This window comes from Pseudomonas sp. MIACH, from assembly GCF_001269925.1.
Taxonomy (GTDB): domain Bacteria; phylum Pseudomonadota; class Gammaproteobacteria; order Pseudomonadales; family Pseudomonadaceae; genus Aquipseudomonas.
In genome coordinates this window covers 137,083-155,580 of the sequence record NZ_LHVO01000056.1, presented here as the reverse complement: position 1 = coordinate 155,580, position 18,498 = coordinate 137,083, and the positions used below count along the sequence as shown (strand labels likewise).

At 61.4% G+C, this 18,498-nt stretch carries 17 protein-coding genes; 9 read left to right on the top strand and 8 right to left on the bottom strand.

What is annotated here, in order from left to right:
- Positions 1–22: 22 nt before the first annotated feature.
- Together AD670_RS23485 and AD670_RS23480 are read right to left on the bottom strand one after the other, a co-directional pair.
- Positions 23–1,249: a TIGR03862 family flavoprotein gene (locus tag AD670_RS23485; protein ID WP_053138023.1), complete on the bottom strand. Its 1,227-nt coding sequence runs from the start codon at positions 1,247–1,249 to the stop codon at positions 23–25.
- 171 nt (positions 1,250–1,420) lie between these two features.
- Positions 1,421–2,341 (bottom strand): histone deacetylase, encoded by a 921-nt coding sequence (locus AD670_RS23480; RefSeq protein WP_053138021.1) that lies wholly within the window; start codon positions 2,339–2,341, stop codon positions 1,421–1,423.
- Positions 2,342–2,416: 75 nt separating this feature from the next.
- Between AD670_RS23480 and AD670_RS23475 the strand changes: the two genes are divergently transcribed.
- From AD670_RS23475 to AD670_RS23465, 3 genes are all read left to right on the top strand, one after another.
- Positions 2,417–2,986, top strand: coding sequence for a GNAT family N-acetyltransferase (locus AD670_RS23475; protein ID WP_053138018.1), 570 nt, complete (start codon positions 2,417–2,419; stop codon positions 2,984–2,986).
- A gap of 159 nt (positions 2,987–3,145) precedes the next feature.
- A complete protein-coding gene (gene tesB, locus AD670_RS23470) occupies positions 3,146–4,015 on the top strand; it encodes an acyl-CoA thioesterase II (protein WP_027605282.1) in 870 nt (289 codons plus the stop codon).
- Entirely contained in the window at positions 4,012–4,599 is a 588-nt protein-coding gene (locus AD670_RS23465) for an HAD family hydrolase (protein ID WP_053138015.1), read from the top strand. The genes tesB and AD670_RS23465 overlap by 4 nt, the downstream gene beginning before the upstream one ends.
- A gap of 43 nt (positions 4,600–4,642) precedes the next feature.
- Here AD670_RS23465 and AD670_RS23460 read toward each other — a convergent pair whose 3' ends face one another.
- The 3 genes from AD670_RS23460 to AD670_RS23450 all read right to left on the bottom strand — a co-directional run bounded on the left by AD670_RS23460 (position 4,643) and on the right by AD670_RS23450 (position 7,078).
- Positions 4,643–5,626 carry a hypothetical protein gene (locus AD670_RS23460; RefSeq protein WP_053138011.1) on the bottom strand — a complete coding sequence of 328 codons (984 nt, stop codon included), beginning with the start codon at positions 5,624–5,626 and terminating at the stop codon, positions 4,643–4,645.
- Positions 5,627–6,514, bottom strand: coding sequence for a neutral zinc metallopeptidase (locus tag AD670_RS23455; protein WP_053138009.1), 888 nt, complete (start codon positions 6,512–6,514; stop codon positions 5,627–5,629).
- A 153-nt stretch (positions 6,515–6,667) separates the two neighbouring features.
- Complete coding sequence (locus AD670_RS23450) at positions 6,668–7,078, bottom strand: membrane lipoprotein lipid attachment site-containing protein (protein ID WP_053138008.1); 411 nt, start codon at positions 7,076–7,078, stop codon at positions 6,668–6,670.
- 199 nt (positions 7,079–7,277) lie between these two features.
- Here AD670_RS23450 and AD670_RS23445 point away from each other — a divergent pair, with 199 nt between their 5' ends.
- Complete coding sequence (locus AD670_RS23445) at positions 7,278–8,156, top strand: DMT family transporter (RefSeq protein WP_053138005.1); 879 nt, start codon at positions 7,278–7,280, stop codon at positions 8,154–8,156.
- Here AD670_RS23445 and AD670_RS23440 read toward each other — a convergent pair whose 3' ends face one another.
- Positions 8,157–9,491 (bottom strand): MFS transporter, encoded by a 1,335-nt coding sequence (locus AD670_RS23440; RefSeq protein ID WP_053138003.1) that lies wholly within the window; start codon positions 9,489–9,491, stop codon positions 8,157–8,159. It abuts the gene before it with no gap.
- 223 nt (positions 9,492–9,714) lie between these two features.
- Between AD670_RS23440 and quiC the strand changes: the two genes are divergently transcribed.
- The gene (gene quiC / locus AD670_RS23435; RefSeq protein WP_053138000.1) at positions 9,715–11,616 is read left to right on the top strand and encodes a 3-dehydroshikimate dehydratase QuiC; all 1,902 of its coding nucleotides are present in this window, start codon (positions 9,715–9,717) and stop codon (positions 11,614–11,616) included.
- A gap of 80 nt (positions 11,617–11,696) precedes the next feature.
- Positions 11,697–12,362: a TetR/AcrR family transcriptional regulator gene (locus tag AD670_RS23430; RefSeq protein ID WP_053137997.1), complete on the top strand. Its 666-nt coding sequence runs from the start codon at positions 11,697–11,699 to the stop codon at positions 12,360–12,362.
- A 48-nt stretch (positions 12,363–12,410) separates the two neighbouring features.
- Here AD670_RS23430 and AD670_RS23425 read toward each other — a convergent pair whose 3' ends face one another.
- Positions 12,411–13,259 (bottom strand): shikimate dehydrogenase, encoded by an 849-nt coding sequence (locus AD670_RS23425; protein WP_053137994.1) that lies wholly within the window; start codon positions 13,257–13,259, stop codon positions 12,411–12,413.
- Positions 13,256–13,705 carry a type II 3-dehydroquinate dehydratase gene (aroQ, locus tag AD670_RS23420; protein WP_053137992.1) on the bottom strand — a complete coding sequence of 150 codons (450 nt, stop codon included), beginning with the start codon at positions 13,703–13,705 and terminating at the stop codon, positions 13,256–13,258. The genes AD670_RS23425 and aroQ overlap by 4 nt, the downstream gene beginning before the upstream one ends.
- A gap of 207 nt (positions 13,706–13,912) precedes the next feature.
- On the opposite strand from aroQ, the gene AD670_RS23415 reads away from it, so the two are divergent.
- The 3 genes from AD670_RS23415 (at position 13,913) to AD670_RS23405 (ending at position 18,399) form a co-directional block, all read left to right on the top strand.
- Positions 13,913–14,434, top strand: a complete 522-nt coding sequence (locus AD670_RS23415; protein ID WP_053137989.1) for an RNA polymerase sigma factor — start codon at positions 13,913–13,915, stop codon at positions 14,432–14,434.
- Positions 14,435–14,497: 63 nt separating this feature from the next.
- A complete protein-coding gene (locus tag AD670_RS23410; RefSeq protein WP_053137986.1) occupies positions 14,498–15,496 on the top strand; it encodes a FecR family protein in 999 nt (332 codons plus the stop codon).
- A 152-nt stretch (positions 15,497–15,648) separates the two neighbouring features.
- Positions 15,649–18,399 carry a TonB-dependent receptor gene (locus AD670_RS23405; protein WP_053137983.1) on the top strand — a complete coding sequence of 917 codons (2,751 nt, stop codon included), beginning with the start codon at positions 15,649–15,651 and terminating at the stop codon, positions 18,397–18,399.
- Positions 18,400–18,498: the final 99 nt, after the last annotated feature.

Sequence of the window (18,498 nt, the reverse complement as noted above, 5' to 3'; positions counted from 1 at the left end):
CGGACTTGAGTTCACGCAAATCTCAAGTTTTCAACCACTCCAACATCCCCCGCCCAGCCGCTCTGCCACTGGCAAAACACCCCGTCAGCAAATACCCCCCGGTCGGCGCTTCCCAATCCAGCATCTCCCCCGCACAAAACACCCCCGGTAATTGCTTGAGCATCAAGCGCTCATCCAACGCTTCAAACGGCACGCCGCCTGCGGTGCTGATGGCTTCATCCATCGGCCGTGTCTTCACCAATGTCAGCGGCAACGCCTTGATAGCCCCCGCCAACTGCGCCGGATCGTGGAAGTGTTCGGCAGGCGCCAACTCGCGCAACAGCGCCGCCTTGACCCCCTCGAGGCCCAATTGACTGTGCAAATGCTTGCTCATCGAGCGTGAACCGCGTGGCTTGGCCAACGCCGCCTGAACCTTGTCCAACGGCTTGCTGGGCAGCAAGTCGATATGCACCGTGGCCGAACCGTCGCGATTGATCGCCTCACGAATAGGCGCCGACAGCGCGTAGATCAAACTGCCCTCGATTCCGGTGGCGGTGATCACGCATTCGCCGAGTCGAGGCTTGTCATCCTCCAGGCCGATGGCGACGTTTTTCAGCGGCGCGCCGGCGAATTTGCTGAGCATCAACTCGCTCCAGGCCGACACTTCGAAGCCGCAGTTGCTCGGTTGCAATGCAACGTAAGGTACGCCTTTATTCTCCAGCAGCTTGAGCCACGCGCCGTCGGAACCCAGCCGCGACCAACTGCCGCCGCCGAGGGCCAGCAGCAGCGCATCGCTGTGGACGGTTTTCTCGCCTTCCGGGCTGTGGATAAGTAAATCGCCGTCGGCATTCCACCCCAACCAACGATGCCGGGTGTGGATAACCACGCCCTGGTCACGCAGGCGCTTGAGCCAGGCGCGCAGCAGCGGGGCGGCTTTCATATCCGTAGGAAACACGCGGCCGGAGGTGCCGATAAAGGTCTGGATACCCAGATCGTGAATCCATTCGCACAACGCCTCTGACCCAAATGCCCGCAGCAGTGGGGCGATGTTCGGTGCGCGCTCGGCGTAGCGCGACAGGAACGCCGGGTACGCTTCGGAGTGGGTGATGTTCATGCCGCCCACACCGGCCAGCAGGAATTTGCGCCCCACCGACGGCATGCCGTCGTACAGGTCAACCTGCACCCCGGCCAGGCTCAAGACTTCGGCGGCCATCAGCCCGGCTGGGCCGCCGCCGATGATGGTGACGTGTCGTGAGGAGATGTCGGGCATGGGCAGGGCTACGATCGCGGAAATAAGCCGAGCATTCTACCCGAGGAGCGCGGCGCTGCCTGATCAAAAAACGTACAGCTTCCTACAGGCTATACGGATACAGGCTCTCAGACGCTTACGCTCAAGTTATCCACAGGCCGTTCCACAGGCATTGTGGGTAACGCCCACCGTTCAATGACAACCTGATGACGTCCACACCCGCTGTGCGCTGTGGTGCAGGATGCCGTGGCGGCGGGCCAGGGCGGGGCGATCCTTGCTGTAGCCGCCACCGATCACGCCCATCACCGGGATGTCGCGGCCCAGGCAATGGCGCATCACGCTTTCATCGCGGGCGGCTACGCCTGCGTCTGTCAGCTTGAGGTAACCGAGGGCGTCATCCTTATGCACATCGACGCCGGCGTCGTACAGCACCAAGTCCGGCTGGTAGAGCGGCAAGAGGTAGTTGAGCGCGTCGTCCACCACCTGGAGGTACTCGGCATCGCCCATGCCCATGGGCAGCGGGATGTCCCAATCACTCTGGGCCTTGCGGGCGGGGAAGTTCTTTTCGCAGTGCAGGGACACGGTGATCGCATCCGGCGTGTCGTGGAGGATGCGCGCGGTGCCGTCGCCCTGGTGCACGTCGCAGTCGAAGATCAGCACGCGGTTGACCCGGCCGCTGGCCAGCAGGTAACGGCTGATCACTGCCAGGTCATTGAAGATGCAAAAGCCCGCCGGGTAGTCGTAGTGGGCGTGGTGGGTGCCGCCCGCCAGGTGGCAGGCCAGGCCGTGTTCCAGGGCTTGCTCCGCCGCCAGAATCGAGCCGCCGACCGCGCGCACGGTGCGCCGGGCCAGGGCTTCGCTCCAGGGCAGGCCAAGGCGCCGTTGGTCTTCGCGGGACAACTCGCCGCTCATGTAGCGTTCGATATACCCAGGTTCATGGGCGAGGGCCAGAATCTCCGGTGGGCACAAGGACGGGCGCAGCAGTTGGCTGTCCTCGGTCAGGCCGCTGGCCACCAGGTGGTCACGCAACAGGCGGAACTTGTCCATGGGGAACCGGTGGTCTGCCGGGAACTCAGGGCTGTAGTCATCGTGGTAGATCAATGGCAGGGGCATGGGAATTTCTGACGGGAACCTGCGAAGGATCTTACCAGCGCTGTACACTCACGCACATGGCAAGGGAGGGGACCCATGGAGCCGATACTGCAATTGGAAAGCGCACGCCTGGTCATGCGCCAATGGCGCGATGCCGACCTGACGGAGTTCGCGCGCATGTGCGCCGACCCGCAGGTGATGCGCTATTTCCCGGCCAAATTGAGCCACCTGGAAAGCGCCGCGTTGATCGGCCGGATTCGCGGCCACTTCGCCGAATACGGTTTTGGCCTGTGGGCGCTGCAGCGCAAAGACACCGGTGAGTTTATCGGCCTGACCGGGTTGCAGAATGTCAGCTTTGAAGCGGGCTTTACCCCTGCGGTGGAAATCGGTTGGCGCCTGGCCCGTGAGCATTGGGGCCTGGGTTATGCCAGTGAGGCGGCCTGGACCGCGCTGCGCTGTGGTTTCGACCGTTTGCAGTTGGACGAAATTGTCGCCTTCACCACTGAAGCCAATCAGCCATCACAAAAAGTCATGCAGGCCATCGGTATGCATTACGATCCGCTGGCTGATTTTGAACACCCCAAGGTTGCAGCCGATGACCCGCTGCGGCCCCACGTTTTGTACCGCATCACCCGCGCCCAATGGTTGGACACGCTGCACGGATAAGCAGCCCGGAATGCCCAATAGACCCCTGTAGGAGCGAGCTTGCTCGCGAAGAACGCAAGAGCGCTGCTGTAAACCAGAAGCGCTGCGTTATCGTTAACGATCTTCGCGAGCAAGCTTGCTCCTACAGGTAGATACCGTTTTGCTCTGAGGAGAGTTTGAATGAGCCAAGTATTGGAAGATCTGGTGGACTTGCTGACCCTGGAGCCGATCGAGGAAAACCTCTTTCGCGGCCGCAGCCAGGACCTGGGTTTTCGCCAACTGTTCGGTGGCCAGGTGCTCGGCCAGTCGCTGTCGGCCGCCAGCCAGACCGTCGAAGAAGCGCGCCACGTGCATTCCCTGCACGGTTATTTCCTGCGCCCCGGCGATGCGAAGTTGCCGGTGGTGTATTCGGTCGACCGTGTACGCGATGGCGGCAGTTTCAGCACGCGCCGCGTGACGGCGATCCAGAAAGGCCACCCGATCTTTACCTGCAGCGCTTCGTTCCAATACGACGAAGCCGGCTTCGAGCACCAGACCACCATGCCCGTGGTAGTCGGCCCGGAAAACCTGCCGTCGGAGCTGGAACTGACCCAGCAGCGCGCGCACCTGATCCCCGAGCATATGCGCGACAAGCTGCTGTGCCCCAAGCCGATCGAAGTGCGCCCGGTTACCGAAAAAGACCCGTTCAACCCGCAGCCGTCCGACCCGGTCAAGTACGTGTGGTTTCGGGCCGACGGCGCCCTGGCGGATACGCCGGCGCTACACAAATACCTGCTGGCCTACGCCTCCGACTTCGGCCTGCTGACCACCTCGTTGCTGCCCCATGGCAAGACCGTGTGGCAGAAAGACATGCAGGTCGCCAGCCTTGACCACGCGCTGTGGTTCCACGCCGACCTGCGTGCCGATGACTGGTTGCTGTATGCGATGGACAGCCCATGGGCGGGCAATTCCCGGGGTTTCTCCCGCGGTAGCGTGTATAACCGCGCCGGGCAACTGGTGGCGTCGGTGACCCAGGAAGGCTTGATCCGCCATCGCAAGGATTGGGCATGAGCCTGACGGACGTTAAGCACTGGGTGTTCGACATGGACGGTACCTTGACGGTAGCGGTGCATGACTTTGCGGCGATTCGCGTGGCCCTGGACATTCCCCCCGAGGACGACATCCTCACTCACCTCGCCGCTTTGCCGGCGGACATCGCGGCGGCCAAGCATGCCTGGTTGCTGGAGCATGAGCGCGAGCTGGCGCTGGGCTCCGTCGCGGCGGACGGTGCGGTGGAGCTGGTGCGCGAACTGGCCGGGCGGGGTTATCGCCTGGGTATCCTGACCCGCAATGCGCGGGAGTTGGCGCATATCACCCTGGAGGCGATTGGCCTGGCGGACTGCTTTGCGGTCGAGGATGTGCTGGGGCGTGATGATGCGCCGCCCAAGCCGGACCCGGGTGGGTTGTTGAAATTGGCGGCGGCGTGGGCTGTATCGCCCGATAGGATGGTGATGGTCGGCGATTACCGCTTTGACCTGGATTGCGGCCGGGCGGCAGGGGCGCGGACGGTGTTGGTCAACCTGCCGGAGAACCCGTGGCCGGAGCTGGCGGATTGGCATGCTGCAGACTGCGCTGCATTGCGCCGGATGATCTAGCCCAAGCAATAGAGATCAAATGTGGGAGGGGCGGTTTCGTCAGTTATTGCTTGAACAGTACCTTCTGGCCCTCGGGCGACGTAAACATCCCATCCCCGTCATGCCCCACCCCCGGCACTTCCACCAGCGTCTGGCGCAACTGCGGATGGCGCTGCTTGAGGTAGTCAAAGTAGTTGTGCCCGCGAATCAGCCGATACGCGCCCTGGGTCTCGGCTTCGCAGCTTTTATCCAGCGCCGGGTGGTTCGGGTCGGTGTCCTGTTGGCCCAGCAGGTAAGTGATGGTGCGTGATACGTAGGCTTGTTCCAGCTGCTCGGCGCTTTGGCCGTTGGCGTAGGCCGGCCGGTGCTGCATGCCGTACTTCCAGTCGTTGAAGCCTGGGCAACTGGCGGTCTCGAACTTCACCGGCCGCTGTGGGCTGAAGTAGGCATAGGACGAGGGGTTGGCCACCACATAGCGCAAGCTGACGCCCTCGGTTTGCAGGGTAGGATGCGCGTGGCCGGTGAGGGCGAAGCGCTGCACCACTTGGCCGCCGCCGGAATGGCCGGCCACCACGATTTCCTTCAGCGCCGGGAACAGCGTGCGGTTGCCCAGGTGCTTGATGATCTGGTCGAGGGCGCCGAAAGAGCTGATCTGGCCCGGGCCGGTCGAGGCGTCGCCGGCCATCCAGTCATTGCCCTTCCAGTGCAGCACTTGGTTGTCCAGGTGGTTGCGCTGCATGTCGGACCCGTTCAGAAACTGCGGCGCGATCACCAGGGTGTTGGCGGCAACCCCGGCATGTTCGGCGGTATCGATACCGCTTTGCAGGTAGGTCTGCGCATTGCGCAGGCGCCCATGCACGATGATCAAGGCGCGGGTGACGTTGGGCAGTGGCTGGCGCCAGTCCTGGCTCAAGCCGAGGCTGAGGTCGCCAGCGTCGAGGTGAAAACGATCGGGACTGACCACCTTGACGCCGTGTTCCTTCTCGGCGGCCCAGGTCGTGGAACAGGTCAACATCAAGCCCAGCATTATTCCCGATAGCTTATTCATCTAAAGACTCTTGGCCGTAAACGTATCGCATTGAGTGATCTGGCCTTGGGCGAAGCCGGTCTTGAACCAGCGCACCCGCTGTGCCGAGGTACCGTGGGTAAACGAGTCCGGCACCACGCGCCCTTGACCCTGTTGCTGCAAACGGTCATCACCGATGGCGTTGGCGGCGTTCAATGCTTCTTCAATATCGCCGGGTTCCAGCCAGTTCAGGCGCTTTTGCGCACGATTGGCCCACACACCGGCAAAGCAGTCGGCTTGCAGCTCCTGGCGTACCAGCAGGCCACCGTCGCCTTGCATCTGGCGGCCTTGCTGGCGGGCGGCCTGGATCTTCGACGAAATGCCCAGCAATGTTTGGACGTGGTGCCCGACTTCGTGGGCGATCACGTAGGCCTGGGCGAAATCGCCGGCGGCCTGGAAGCGTTGCGACATTTCCCGGAAGAAATCCAGGTCCAGATAAACCTGCTGATCCGCCGGGCAATAGAACGGGCCGCTGGCCGAGGTGGCGCCACCACAGGCGGAATTGACCCGGCCACGGAACAGGATCAGTTTCGGGTTTTTGTAGACCAGGCCGTTTTCCTTGAACACCTGGCCCCAGGTGTCTTCGGTATCGCCCAGTACCGCCCGTACGAAGTCGGCTTGCTCATCGTTGGCCGGCGGCGCCTGGCGCGTTTGGGGGCTCACCGACGGTGCCTGCTCCATTTGGCCGGTCAACTGGCCGAGGATCTGCATCGGGTCCTGGCCGGTCAGCCAGCCGATGCCGACGATCAGCACAATCGCGGTCAGGCTCAGGCCCTTGCCGCCACCAAAGCGCATCCCTCCACCGCCGCCGCCACTGTCATCGCGGGCATCCACCACGTTGTCGCTGCGTCGGCCTTTTTTCCATAGCATGGGGCAATCCTCTTGATCAGCCTTCGGTAGGCGCGAGCTTGCTCGCGAAAAACGCACAAACACCGCGTTTAACCAGATTGCCCGCTTTATCGTTAACGATTTTCGCGAGCAAGCTCGCTCCTACACTAATTTAGTGTCTGAGTATGGTCGGTATTAACGGCAATAGCCTTCGCCGGTGGCGACGATCAGGCAGTCTTTTTTATCCGCCAGCCATTTCAGTCCGGTCGCTTCGCCATCGCCGGCGCGCAGCAATTGCGGGCCGTCCGGGCGGGTGAAGGCGATGCCGTCTTCGCTGGCTTCACCCTTGAAGGTGCCTGAGTCATCGGCGTCGAGGCCGTATTGCATGGTGAGGATGTAGTGGCCACGGCCGATGCTGTCGTCCTTGGCGATGGTCAGGTTCAGGCCTTCGACACCGATCCATTTGCCGACCCATTGATCGGTGGGTGGGGTTTCGGGTACCAGGGTGGCCTGCACGGACGGCGGCGCGGGTTTGGGCGCTGGCTTCTCCTGGTTGCAGGCGGTCAGCAGGGCAAGGGCAGAAAGAACAAAAAGAATTTTTTTCATTGCGGCAAGGCCTTGGTTAAAAAGTATGCAATGCGGGGGCTAAGGTGCAGCGTTGGACTCGAATGCGGTGATTTAGTGCGCTGTTCGCCCGGTGTTTGGTTATGCTCTCGGGGCAGACTCCAGCCCGGCTGCTAGATTACCGGGTTGAGCGCTGCTTCGTTCAGTGCTCAGCGTTCCGCCCGCCACGCAAGAGAATTCCATGACTGTCAGCACCCCCCTTTCCGGCGTCAACCACCCCTTCAAAGGCATTTTGCTGATCGTGTTGGCGACATTCCTGTTCTCCAGCCACGATGCCTTGTCCAAATACCTGGCCGGGTTCTACCCGATCGTGATGGTGGTGTGGGTGCGCTACGTGGTGCACACCTTGCTGATGGCCGGGATTTTCCTGCCGCAGTCGGGGTTGCGCGTGCTGCGCAGTAAACGCCCGGGGATGCAGGTGGTGCGGGCCTTGTGCTTGCTGGGCACCAGCCTGTTTTTCACGACGGCGTTGCATTACATCCCATTGGCGGAAGCCACCGCGGTGAACTTCCTCGCACCGATCCTGGTGACAGCACTGTCGGTGCCGCTGCTTGGCGAGCACGTGACACGCGGCCAATGGCTGGCGGTGATCTGCGGTTTTGTCGGGGTGCTGGTGATCATTCACCCAGGCGGTGAGTTGTTTACGCCTGCGGTGTTGTTGCCGCTGTGCTCGGCGCTGTTCTTCTGCTTCTACCAACTGCTCACGCGCATCCTCAGCCAATACGATACCCCGACCACCAGCAACTTCTTCGCCGGGCTGTGCAATACCTTGGTGATGAGTGCGATGGTGCCGTTCTTCTGGCAGGTTCCCACGCTGTGGCATGGGGTGTTGATGCTGGCGCTGGGCACCTTTGGGATGACCGCTCACTTGATGCTGACCCAGGCGTTCCGCTTTGCGGCACCGGCGTTGCTGGCGCCGTTCGGCTATTGCCAGATCGTGTTTGCAGGTTTGCTGGGCTGGCTGGTGTTCAACCATACCCCCGATGTGACCACGGTGGTCGGCATCGGGGTGATCTGCATGAGCGGGTTGGCCGCTGCCTGGCAGCAGCGGCGCAGGTGATCAGACGTCTACGGTAGGGATCTTGCGCGGTGCCATGAAGTACATCCAGGTCAGCGCAATGAAGTACATCGCCGGGATCAGGGTGAACAACACGGTGTAGTTGTTGTTGGTCACGGTGAGGATATGACCGACGATCTGGGTCATGAACATGCCGCCGATGGCTGCACACATGCCGCCGAAACCGAACACCGTGCTCATCATGTGCTTGGGCGTGTAGTCCATCACCAGGCTCCAGATGTTGGCGGTCCACGCCTGATGCGCACCGATGGCCAGGGAGATGGCAAACACCGCGACCCACAGCTGGCTTGAGCCGGCCGCCATGATCACGCCGACGATGCAGCAGGCAAACAGCAGCATCGATAGCAACCGCGCCTTGATCGAGTTCATCCCACGGCCGATCAGGAAGGACGACAGAATCCCCCCACCCACACTGCCGAAGTCGGCTGTCAGATAGATGATGATCAGCGGGATACCCATCTGGGTCACGTTGATACCCAGGTTGTACTGCTGGTTCAGGAACGGCGGCAGCCAATACAGGTAGAACCAGAACACCGGTGCGGTCAGGGCATAGGCGATGGCAAAGGCCCAAGTGCCGCGCATGCGCAGGATGCGGCTGAACGGTACGCCGGGTTGTTCCGGTTCGACTTCCCGTTGCACGTAGTCCAGTTCGGATTGTTTGACGCTCGGGTGGTCTTCCGGGTTGTAGTACTTCAAACCCCAGAACACCAGCCAGATCGCGCCCAGCGACGCCATGCACAGGAACGCAGCCTGCCAGCCCCACACATGCAGGATCAACGGCAGCAGCATCGGCGTCATCATCGCGCCGACGTTGGTGCCGGCGTTGAAGATACCGGTGGCCACCGCACGCTCACCGGCGGGGAACCACAGGCGGGTGGTCTTCACGCAGGCCGGGTAGTTGGCGGCTTCGGTCAGCCCGAGGATAAAGCGGCAGACCATAAAACCGACCGCCGAAGTGGCCAAGCCATGGGCGCCAGTGGCCAGGCTCCACAACAGTACGGCGCAGAAGAACACGCGCTTGACGCCCACTCGGTCGATGAGTCGGCCTTGCAGCACGAAGCCGATGGCGTAGCCGACCTGGAACCAGAAGTTGATGTTGGCGTAGTCCATCGCCGTCCAGCTCATTTCCTTGGCCAGGATCGGTTGCATCACGCCCAGGGCGGCGCGGTCGATGTAGTTGAGGGTGGTGGCGAAGAACACCAGGGCCAGCATGCCCCAGCGGGTTTTACCGACGGCCATGGCGCCGCGGATCTTGTCGCCGATGCCGGCGTGCGGGGTGCCCGGGCGCGCGGCCAGGGCGGAATTTTGCGAAGGCATGTGGTTGTACCCGTTTTTTGAAATTTTTATGAGGTGTTGTGGGTCTTCTTTTGGGTGTCGCTGCGTGATTGATGGTGCGCAGTGGCTAAAAAATCGTCAATTCGCCAAAGAGGCTTAGTGTTCGATAATCGCACCAAAAACTAACCGGTTCGTACATTTTAATTGCTGCGGGTAGTCTGGGGGCGAATAATTTGCCATAAACAACAATTGCCGGGAGTGACCCATGCAACGTTCCATCGCCACCGTGTCTTTGAGCGGTACCCTGCCGGAGAAGCTCGAAGCCATTGCCGCCGCCGGGTTCGATGGGGTTGAGATCTTCGAGAACGACCTGTTGTATTACGACGGCAGCCCTCGGGAAGTTAGGCAGATGTGCGCCGACCTCGGCATTGCCATCACCTTGTTCCAGCCGTTTCGCGACTTTGAAGGCTGCCGCCGCGATCGCTTGGCGCGCAACCTGGAGCGCGCCGAGCGCAAGTTCGACCTGATGCAGGAACTGGGCACCGACCTGGTGCTGGTGTGCAGCAATGCCTCGGCCGATTGCGTCGGCGATGAACGCATCCTGCTCGACGACCTCAGCCTGTTGGCCGAACACGCCGGTCGTCGCGGCCTGCGCATTGGCTATGAGGCGTTGGCCTGGGGCAAGCATGTAAACACCTGGCAGCAGGTATGGAACCTGGTGCGCCAGGTCGATCACCCGAGCCTGGGCGTGTTGCTCGACAGTTTCCATACGCTGTCGCTCAAGGGCGACCCGAGTGCCATCGCGCAGATCCCCGGCGACAAGATCTTCTTTGTGCAAATGGCCGACGCACCAATCCTGGCCATGGATGTGCTGGAGTGGAGCCGGCATTTTCGCTGCTTCCCCGGCCAAGGCGAATTCGACCTGGCGGGGTTCCTCGCGCCGATCATCAAGAGTGGCTACACCGGCCCGTTGTCCCTGGAAATTTTCAACGATGGCTTCCGCGCCGCGCCGACCCGCGCGAATGCGGCGGATGGCCTGCGCTCCTTGCTGTACCTGGAAGAGAAAACCCGCGAGCGCTTGCAACAGGAGGCGCCCGCGCAACCTGTCGAGATTCTGTTCGATACCCCAGCGGCCAGCGAGTACGACGGTATCGAGTTCCTCGAATTCGCCGTGGATGAAAACCTCGGCGCCAAGCTCACCCATTGGCTGGAGCGCCTGGGTTTCGTCAAGGCCGGCCAGCACCGCTCCAAGAGTGTGAGCCTGCTGCGCCAGGGCGATATCAACCTGATCCTCAACTGCGAACCGTATTCCTTTGCGCATAACTTTTTCGAGGCTCATGGGCCGTCGTTGTGCGCCACGGCGATTCGGGTCAAGGACAGCGCCAAGGCCTTGGAACGCGCGGTGGCCTACAAGGGCCAGCCCTATCGCGGCCTGGTCGGGCCCAACGAGCTGGAGCTGGCGGCGGTGCGCGCGCCGGATGGCAGCCTGATTTACCTGGTGGATCAGAGTGAGGGGGGGATCTACGACACCGACTTCAATCTGCAAGCGTCCAGCGCTGCCAGCGGTGGTTTGCTGCGCATCGACCATATGGCCATGGCCTTGCCGGCCGACAGCCTCGACAGCTGGGTGCTGTTCTACAAGAGCCTGCTGGATTTCGAAGCCGATGACGAAGTGGTGCTGCCCGACCCTTACGGCCTGGTGAAAAGCCGTGCGCTGCGCAGCCGTTGCAGCTCGATTCGCTTGCCGCTGAATATTTCCGAGAACCGCAACACCGCGATTTCCCACGCGCTATCGAGTTATCGCGGCTCGGGTGTGCATCACATTGCCTTCGACTGTGCGGATATTTTCGCCGAAGTGCGCCGCGCCAAGGAGGCCGGGGTGCCGTTGCTGGATATCCCGCTCAACTACTACGACGACTTGGCTGCGCGCTTTGATTTCGATGAGGAGTTCCTCAGCGAACTGGCGTACTACAACGTGTTGTACGACCGTGATGCCCAGGGCGGTGAGTTGTTTCATGTGTACACCGAGGCGTTCGAAGGACGGTTTTTCTTCGAGATCATCCAGCGCAAAAATGGCTATGCCGGCTACGGCGCGGCCAATGTGGCGGTGCGCCTGGCGGCGATGGCCAAATCCCGCAGCGGCGCAGTGCGCCAGGCACGGTTATAACCGCTGGCCAGGTGCTTCCTTCGGGGAGCGCCTCGGCCCATAATCGCGGCCTGCAAAATAAAAATGGCCGTGAGTGCACCATGACCCTGACTCCCGATCTCTCCGCTGTGTCAGACACACCGCGCAAGAGTCGCAAGAACAACCCGGAAAAGACCCGCGAGAACATTCTCCAGGAAGCCGTCGTCGAGTTTGTTCAGCAGGGCCTGTCCGGCGCTCGCGTGGATGCCATCGCCGAGCGCATCCATACCTCCAAACGCATGATCTATTACTACTTCGGCAGCAAGGAGCAGTTGTACGTCGAAGTGCTGGAGAAGCTCTACGGCGATATCCGCAACACCGAAACGCGCATGAACCTCACCGCCCTGGAACCGCGTGAAGCGATCCGCCGGCTGGTGGAGTTCACCTTTGATCACCACGATCAGAACGTCGATTTCGTGCGCATCGTCAGCATCGAAAATATCCACAACGCCGAATACGTGAAACGCTCGGACTCGATCAAGGCAATGAACAGCAACATCCTCGAAGCGCTGGGTGTCACCTTGCGCCGAGGGGCTGAGATGGGGCTGTTTCGCGAGGGGCTGGAACCGTTGGACGTGCACCTGCTGATCAACTCATTCAGCTTTTATCGGGTGTCCAACCGGCATACGTTCAGTGAGATCTTTCAGATCGAGTTGTCGGACGAGGCAATTAAACAGCGGCATCGCGAGATGATTTGTGAGTCGGTGATGCGCTACCTGCAGGCCTGAGTCCATCGCCTAACCCAATGTGGGAGGGGGCAAGCCCCCTCCCACATTTCAGGTATTCATGCTCTTGAAGTGCGCGAGCATGCGCTGCGCATCCGGCACCTGGCCACTGAACAGCTCAAACGCCTTCACCGCCTGGAACACCGCCATGTTGCCGCCATCCAGGGTGCGGCAGCCCAAGGCGCGGGCGTCGCGCAGCAGTTCGGTTTCCAGCGGGAAATACACAATTTCAGCCACCCACAGTTCGGCTCTCAACAGGGCCGCTGGCACCGGTGTGCCGGGCAGTTTGGCCATGCCCATGGGCGTGGTGTTGACCAGGCCATCGGCCTCGGCCATGGCGTTTTCAAGGTCGGTGCCAACCTGTGCGCGGCCGGTGCCGAAACGCTGGGCGAGGTTATCCACAAGGTCGTGGGCACGGCTGGCGTCCACGTCGAAAATACTCAAGTGCTCCACACCTTCCGCCAATAGCGCATGCGCCACGGCTGCGCCGGCGCCGCCCGCGCCCATCTGCACCACGCGTTGGCGCGGCACATCATTGAGGTTGCGGCGAAAACCCTCGGCAAATCCCAGGCAGTCGGTGTTATGGCCGATACGCTTGCCGTCCTTGAAGACCACGGTGTTGACCGCGCCGATGCCTCGGGCCTCGTCGGACAAATCGTCGAGCAGCGGCAGGATTGCCTGCTTGCATGGGTAGGTAATGTTCAATCCGGTGAAGTGCATCAGCTCGGCAGCGTGCAGCAGATCGGGCAGGGCGTTGATGTCCAGGTGCAAGGGCTCAAGGTCGATCAACCGATACAGGTAGCGCAAACCTTGGGCATCACCCTCCTGCTCATGCAGGGCAGGGGTGCGGGACGCCTGGATGCCGGCGCCGATCAGCCCGGCGAGGATGCGCGTTTTCATCGGTTCGACCCCTTCAACAACTGGCTGAAATGTTCCAGGGCCAGGTGGTAGCCATGGCTGCCGAAACCCGCGAGCACCGCCTTGGCGATGGGCGATACAAAAGAGTGGTGACGAAACGCTTCACGGGCATGCACATTGGATAAATGCACCTCGATCACCGGCACTTCACTGGCCACCAGGGCGTCGCGAATCGCCACCGAGGTGTGCGTCCAGGCCGCCGGGTTGATGACGATGCCAGCGCAGCGGGCGCGGGCGCCGTGGATCCAGTCCAGCAGTTCACCTTCGTGGTTGGTCTGGCGAAATTCGATTTTCAGCCCCAGTTGTTCGGCGCTGCGGCCACACAGAGCGGCCACGTCGGCCAGGGTTTCGTGGCCGTAGGTCGCAGGCTCGCGGGTGCCGAGCAGGTTGAGGTTGGGGCCGTTGAGCACCAGCACGATGGGCGGCATAAAGGGTATCTCCACAGTTCTTGTTCGTTGTGGGGATAAAATGTACTGGTTGGTTAATTTGGTCAATTGATGGCGGCGGATGTGTTCGATTATCGAACTGTTAATCAGCCGTGTCCGACGCTCGAATCAGATTAGATATCAATTGAAAATCATTCTCGACAACGCTTAAGATGCCCGCCTGTTTCCTTTACATTCCAGGGAGTCGGTTTGTCGGACGTGGATCTCAAAGGCCTGTTTCTCAAGCACGCCGATACCCTGCGCGGGTATCTGGCGCGCAAGGTGCGGGACCCGCAGTTGGCCGCCGACCTGGTTCAGGAGAGCTTCCTGCGCCTGGCAGAAAAACCGGCCGGCGAGCGTATCGACAACTCCCAGGGCTATCTGTATCGAACGGCAAGCAATCTGCTGATCGACCATATTCGCCAGGAAGCGCGGCGCAAGACCGATTCCGTGCCCCATGAGGCGCTGGCCGAGATTGAAGATGAAGTCGCCGGGTTGGAGGCTCAGGCAATGGCGCAGCAACAGCGACAGGCATTGAAGCAGGCGTTGGCGGAGCTGCCGGAACGAACCCAGCAGATCTTCCATCTGAACCGTATAGAGGGCATGACCCACGCCCAGGTCGCCCGGCACCTGGACATCTCTGACAGTTCCGTGCAAAAGCACTTGGCCAAGGCGCTGGCGTATGTGATGCAGCGCTTGCAGGACGGTGAGGTGGCGCCATCCGACGAATGAATTACGGAAAAACCTCAGGTCAGACGTCACAGCGTCATATAACGAAAAATTCGAGATTCACACGTGAATAGCCAGGGTCAGCAACAGCACAGCATTACCGAGGAGGCCGCCGAGTGGGCGGTGCGCCTGCACGCCGGTGCCCTGACCGACCAGGAACAGGCCGAGCTGCGCCATTGGATCGCCTGCGACAGTCGACACGAAGCGGCGCTGCGCTTTGCCGAGCAGACCTGGGCGGCGTTGGGCGAGGTGCATAAGGACGAGCCGGTGTATCGCCAGCGTCCGTCTGCGGCGGCGATGCCGGTGCGCCGAACCCCACGACGAAGGCCCTGGCAACGTGCGGCGGCGGTCGCGCTGGTCGTGGTGGTGGCCGGCGTCGGCTGGATGCGCGGGCCGGACGCCTGGCTGCGCATGCAGGCCGACTATGTCACCCAAAAGGGCGAGGTGCGCACCGTGCACCTGGCGGATGGCAGCACGGTGGAGCTGGATTCCGCCAGTGCCATCCGCCTGGACTATGACGGCGTGCAACGGCGAGTTCGCCTGATCCAGGGTTCGGCGATTTTTGCGGTGGCGCCGATGGGAGGGCAGGAGTCCCGTCCGTTCGTGGTGCAAAGCGCCGGCGGGCAGACGCGGGCGCTGGGCACGCGGTTTGTGGTGCAGCGCGAGGACGAGCGCCGGGCCTGGGTGGGCGTGTTGCAGCACAGCGTTGAGGTCTCGTTGCACGCCACACCGAGCAGAGGCCCGAGTGACCGCGTGCTCAAGGAAGGCCAGGCCGCTCGCTACAGCCCCGAGGACGGCATTATGCCGCTGGATCAATTCGACGTAGAGCGCGCCACCAGTTGGCGACGCGGGGTGCTGATCTTCGACCGGCAACCCTTGGCTAAGGTCGTCGAGCAGCTCAACCGCTACCGTCCTGGGCGAGTGGTGTTGACCAACTCGGCGCTGGGCGATCGCGAAGTCAGCGGCGTCTTCCGCCTCGACATGCTCGACACCGCCCTCGGCACCCTGACCCAGGAACTGCAAGTGCAACGCTTGGACCTGGCCGGCCTCAGCCTGATCTATTGATGACCCGGTGGGAGATCCGCTCCCACCCGCCTAAAACCCCCTGCTGAAAAAACTTTTGAAAAAGTCTTACTGACTTCCTGCGCTTCGTACGTCTTGCTAGGTGAGAAGCATTCGCATAAACAAAAAATACGATCAGCGCAGGGAAACCAGAAATGTCAGCACTCACCAAGGGGCGTATCACCGGTAGCCGGTTAGCCCTGGCCATCCACCTGGGCCTGTTCGCCGCGGCAGCTCCCGTGTACGCGGCTCAGCCTCAAGCGGGCGCTGCCCAACCTGCCGTGCTGGCGTTCGATATCCCTGGGCAATCCTTGGGCAGTGCCGTATTGGCTTTCGCCGATCAGGCCGGTTTGCAGGTGCTGTTCGACAGTCAGCGCCTGCAAGGTTTGAGCAGCACCGCGCTCAAAGGCAGTTTCAGCGTGCAGGAAGGGCTTGGCCGTTTGCTCGGCGCCGCACCGGTGGAGTATCGCTTTACCAGCGAGCGCCAGGTCACCCTTAACCGTGTCAGCGACGACCACGCGGATGCCATCACCGTCGGCACCACCACCATCAACGGCAACACCAATGGCCAGGCCAGCGACTGGGTGTACCAGAGCCCAAAGTCGGTGGCGGTGATCAGCCGTGACATGATCGACAAACGCCCGCCCCGTCACGCCGCCGACATGCTTGAAGAAACCGCCGGCGTCTACACCGCCGTCAACCAGCGCGACCCTGGCCTGTCGGTGAATATTCGCGGTGTGCAGGACTATGGCCGCGTGAACATGAACATCGACGGCATGCGCCAGAACTTCAACGTCAACGGCCACCAGCAACGCAACGGCACCATGCTGATCGACCCGGAGTTCATCTCCAGCATCGAGATCGACAAGGGCAGTCAGTCGGGGCAGGGCGGTGCGGCGGTGCTGGGTGGCATTGCTTCGTTCAAGACTCTGGATGCCAGTGAGTTTCTCAAGGACGGCAAGGACTACGGCGGCCGCCTTCGCGCCGGCAGCGGCATCGGTGAGCTGGGTAACGGCACCGACTTCAACGGCAGCGGCGTGTTTGCCTTTGGTGATGAGCGCGGCGATGTATTGCTGGGCTACAGCGAGCGGCATTTCGGCAACTACCGCGCCGGTACCCACAACGACCAGAAACTGGGCACTAACATGCGTGCCCGCAAGGCCATGCCCGGCGCGTTCGATGATTGGTTGAACAGCGAAGTCGGGGATATGGGCAGCGTGACCCGCTCGCAGATCCTCAAGCTGGGCCTCAACCTGCCCAATGACCAGCGCGTACAGCTGAGCTACCTGGAAAGCGACAGTGACAGCAACGACGCCTGGGCCTATACCAGCGACGATAACCAGAGCGTCTTCTACCAACGGGTCAGCAAGAACAACCTCAACGCCAAGAACTTTGCGCTGGACTACAGCTATACGCCGGATAACCCGCTGATCGACCTCAAGGCCAAGGTGTATTACGTCACCACCCAGCTGGATCGAAGCAACGCAGCCAATGGGGCAACGGTAGGCACGGGCAACTATGTAGGGGCCTATACCGACCACTTCCAGACCGATACCTGGGGCCTGCAGGGCGATAACACCTCGCGCTTTGATTTCGGCGAGGGCGGGCATGTGAGCTGGAACTACGGCATGGAGCTGTATCAGGACGAGTTCAAGCCACGCACCAACAAGGTCGAAGCCGTCAACAACCTCGGCTTGCTGCCCTACGCCGAGGGCGGCACGCCGGGGGGCAAGCGCACCATCGCCAGCCTGTTCAATAACCTGCAATACGAATACGGCGATTGGCTGACCCTCGATGGCGGCCTGCGGTATGACCGTTATCGGCTCGAAGGCGAAACCGGGCTGACCCTGTACCGTCGTGATCGCTTCTACAGCAGCCTGGTGGGCGCCAAGCGTGTCGCTGAGGTCTACGACATTGATCGCGAGGAAGGGCAGTTCTCCCCCACCTTCGGCATCGCCGTCAAACCGGGCCTGGACTGGCTGCAACTCTATACGCGCTGGGGCAAGGGCTGGCGACCGCCGGCAGTGACCGAAACCTTCATGACCGGCCGTCCCCATGGTGGCGGTTCGGGTGAGCGTGTGTTCCCCAATCCTTACCTCAAGCCAGAGGAGTCGAAGGACTGGGAAGTGGGGATGAACGTATTCAAGGAAGGGCTGCTGTTCGGTGACGACCGCCTGGGCGTCAAGGTTGCTTACTTTGATACCAGGATTGAAAATTTCTCCTTTCTCAACACCAGCGTCAGCCTTCCAGAAACCACCGCAGGTGGTTTTCTCGGGAACATGGCCTACGTCAACAACACCAATCCCACGCGTTTTCGTGGGCTTGAGTACCAGCTCAACTACGACATGGGCCGCGCGTACGCCAACCTCAGTTACACCCACATGATCGGCAGCAATGAGTTCTGCTCGAAGAACTATTACCTGGGGGGCGCGAAGAAGAATGGCCCCAGTACTTCGCGTATCGAGCGCTATGTCGACGCGAACGGCGTTTCCCGCATCCGCTTCGTGACCAGCTATGAAGTGCTGGACGATGACGTCGCCAACAACAAGGAGAGCTGTGGCCGGATCATGGGCAACGCCACCTATATGCCTGCCGACCGTGGCTCCTTGACCTTGGGCGCGCGCTTTCTGGACAAGCGGCTGGATACCGGCGTGCGCGTGCGCTACAGCGCGGGCAATGGCGAAAACCTCAATCAACAGGGTTACGACTTGCTCGACCAGGCGATGTGGCCGCAATACACCCTCTACGACCTGTACGCCAGTTACTGGATGACCGATCACTTGAACATTGCACTGGCGTTGGAAAACGCCACCGATGAAGCCTATTTCGTCGCCATGGGCGATGCCAACAACCTCAGCCTGGCCCGCGGTCGCACGCTGAGCGGGATGCTGGAATACAAATTCTGATCAACGTGCATCGGCACGTGATCAACGGTTTTACCCAACGGTGGGTAAAAAAGTGCGCCGCTTGTGCGTACTCATCAATAGCGTTGTTTAACGAGGTTT

Excerpts from the sequence above, each read along its gene's own strand:
- AD670_RS23455 (WP_053138009.1), bottom strand. The coding sequence starts at position 6,514 with ATGCTATGGAAAAAAGGCCGACGCAGCGACAACGTGGTGGATGCCCGC.
- AD670_RS23485 (WP_053138023.1), bottom strand. The coding sequence starts at position 1,249 with ATGCCCGACATCTCCTCACGACACGTCACCATCATCGGCGGCGGCCCA.
- AD670_RS23465 (WP_053138015.1), top strand. The coding sequence starts at position 4,012 with ATGAGCCTGACGGACGTTAAGCACTGGGTGTTCGACATGGACGGTACC.
- AD670_RS23430 (WP_053137997.1), top strand. The coding sequence starts at position 11,697 with ATGACCCTGACTCCCGATCTCTCCGCTGTGTCAGACACACCGCGCAAG.
- AD670_RS23440 (WP_053138003.1), bottom strand. The coding sequence starts at position 9,491 with ATGCCTTCGCAAAATTCCGCCCTGGCCGCGCGCCCGGGCACCCCGCAC.
- quiC (WP_053138000.1), top strand. The coding sequence starts at position 9,715 with ATGCAACGTTCCATCGCCACCGTGTCTTTGAGCGGTACCCTGCCGGAG.
- AD670_RS23425 (WP_053137994.1), bottom strand. The coding sequence starts at position 13,259 with ATGAAAACGCGCATCCTCGCCGGGCTGATCGGCGCCGGCATCCAGGCG.
- AD670_RS23450 (WP_053138008.1), bottom strand. The coding sequence starts at position 7,078 with ATGAAAAAAATTCTTTTTGTTCTTTCTGCCCTTGCCCTGCTGACCGCC.
- AD670_RS23445 (WP_053138005.1), top strand. The coding sequence starts at position 7,278 with ATGACTGTCAGCACCCCCCTTTCCGGCGTCAACCACCCCTTCAAAGGC.
- tesB (WP_027605282.1), top strand. The coding sequence starts at position 3,146 with ATGAGCCAAGTATTGGAAGATCTGGTGGACTTGCTGACCCTGGAGCCG.
- aroQ (WP_053137992.1), bottom strand. The coding sequence starts at position 13,705 with ATGCCGCCCATCGTGCTGGTGCTCAACGGCCCCAACCTCAACCTGCTC.
- AD670_RS23480 (WP_053138021.1), bottom strand. The coding sequence starts at position 2,341 with ATGCCCCTGCCATTGATCTACCACGATGACTACAGCCCTGAGTTCCCG.
- AD670_RS23475 (WP_053138018.1), top strand. The coding sequence starts at position 2,417 with ATGGAGCCGATACTGCAATTGGAAAGCGCACGCCTGGTCATGCGCCAA.
- AD670_RS23460 (WP_053138011.1), bottom strand. The coding sequence starts at position 5,626 with ATGAATAAGCTATCGGGAATAATGCTGGGCTTGATGTTGACCTGTTCC.
- AD670_RS23405 (WP_053137983.1), top strand. The coding sequence starts at position 15,649 with ATGTCAGCACTCACCAAGGGGCGTATCACCGGTAGCCGGTTAGCCCTG.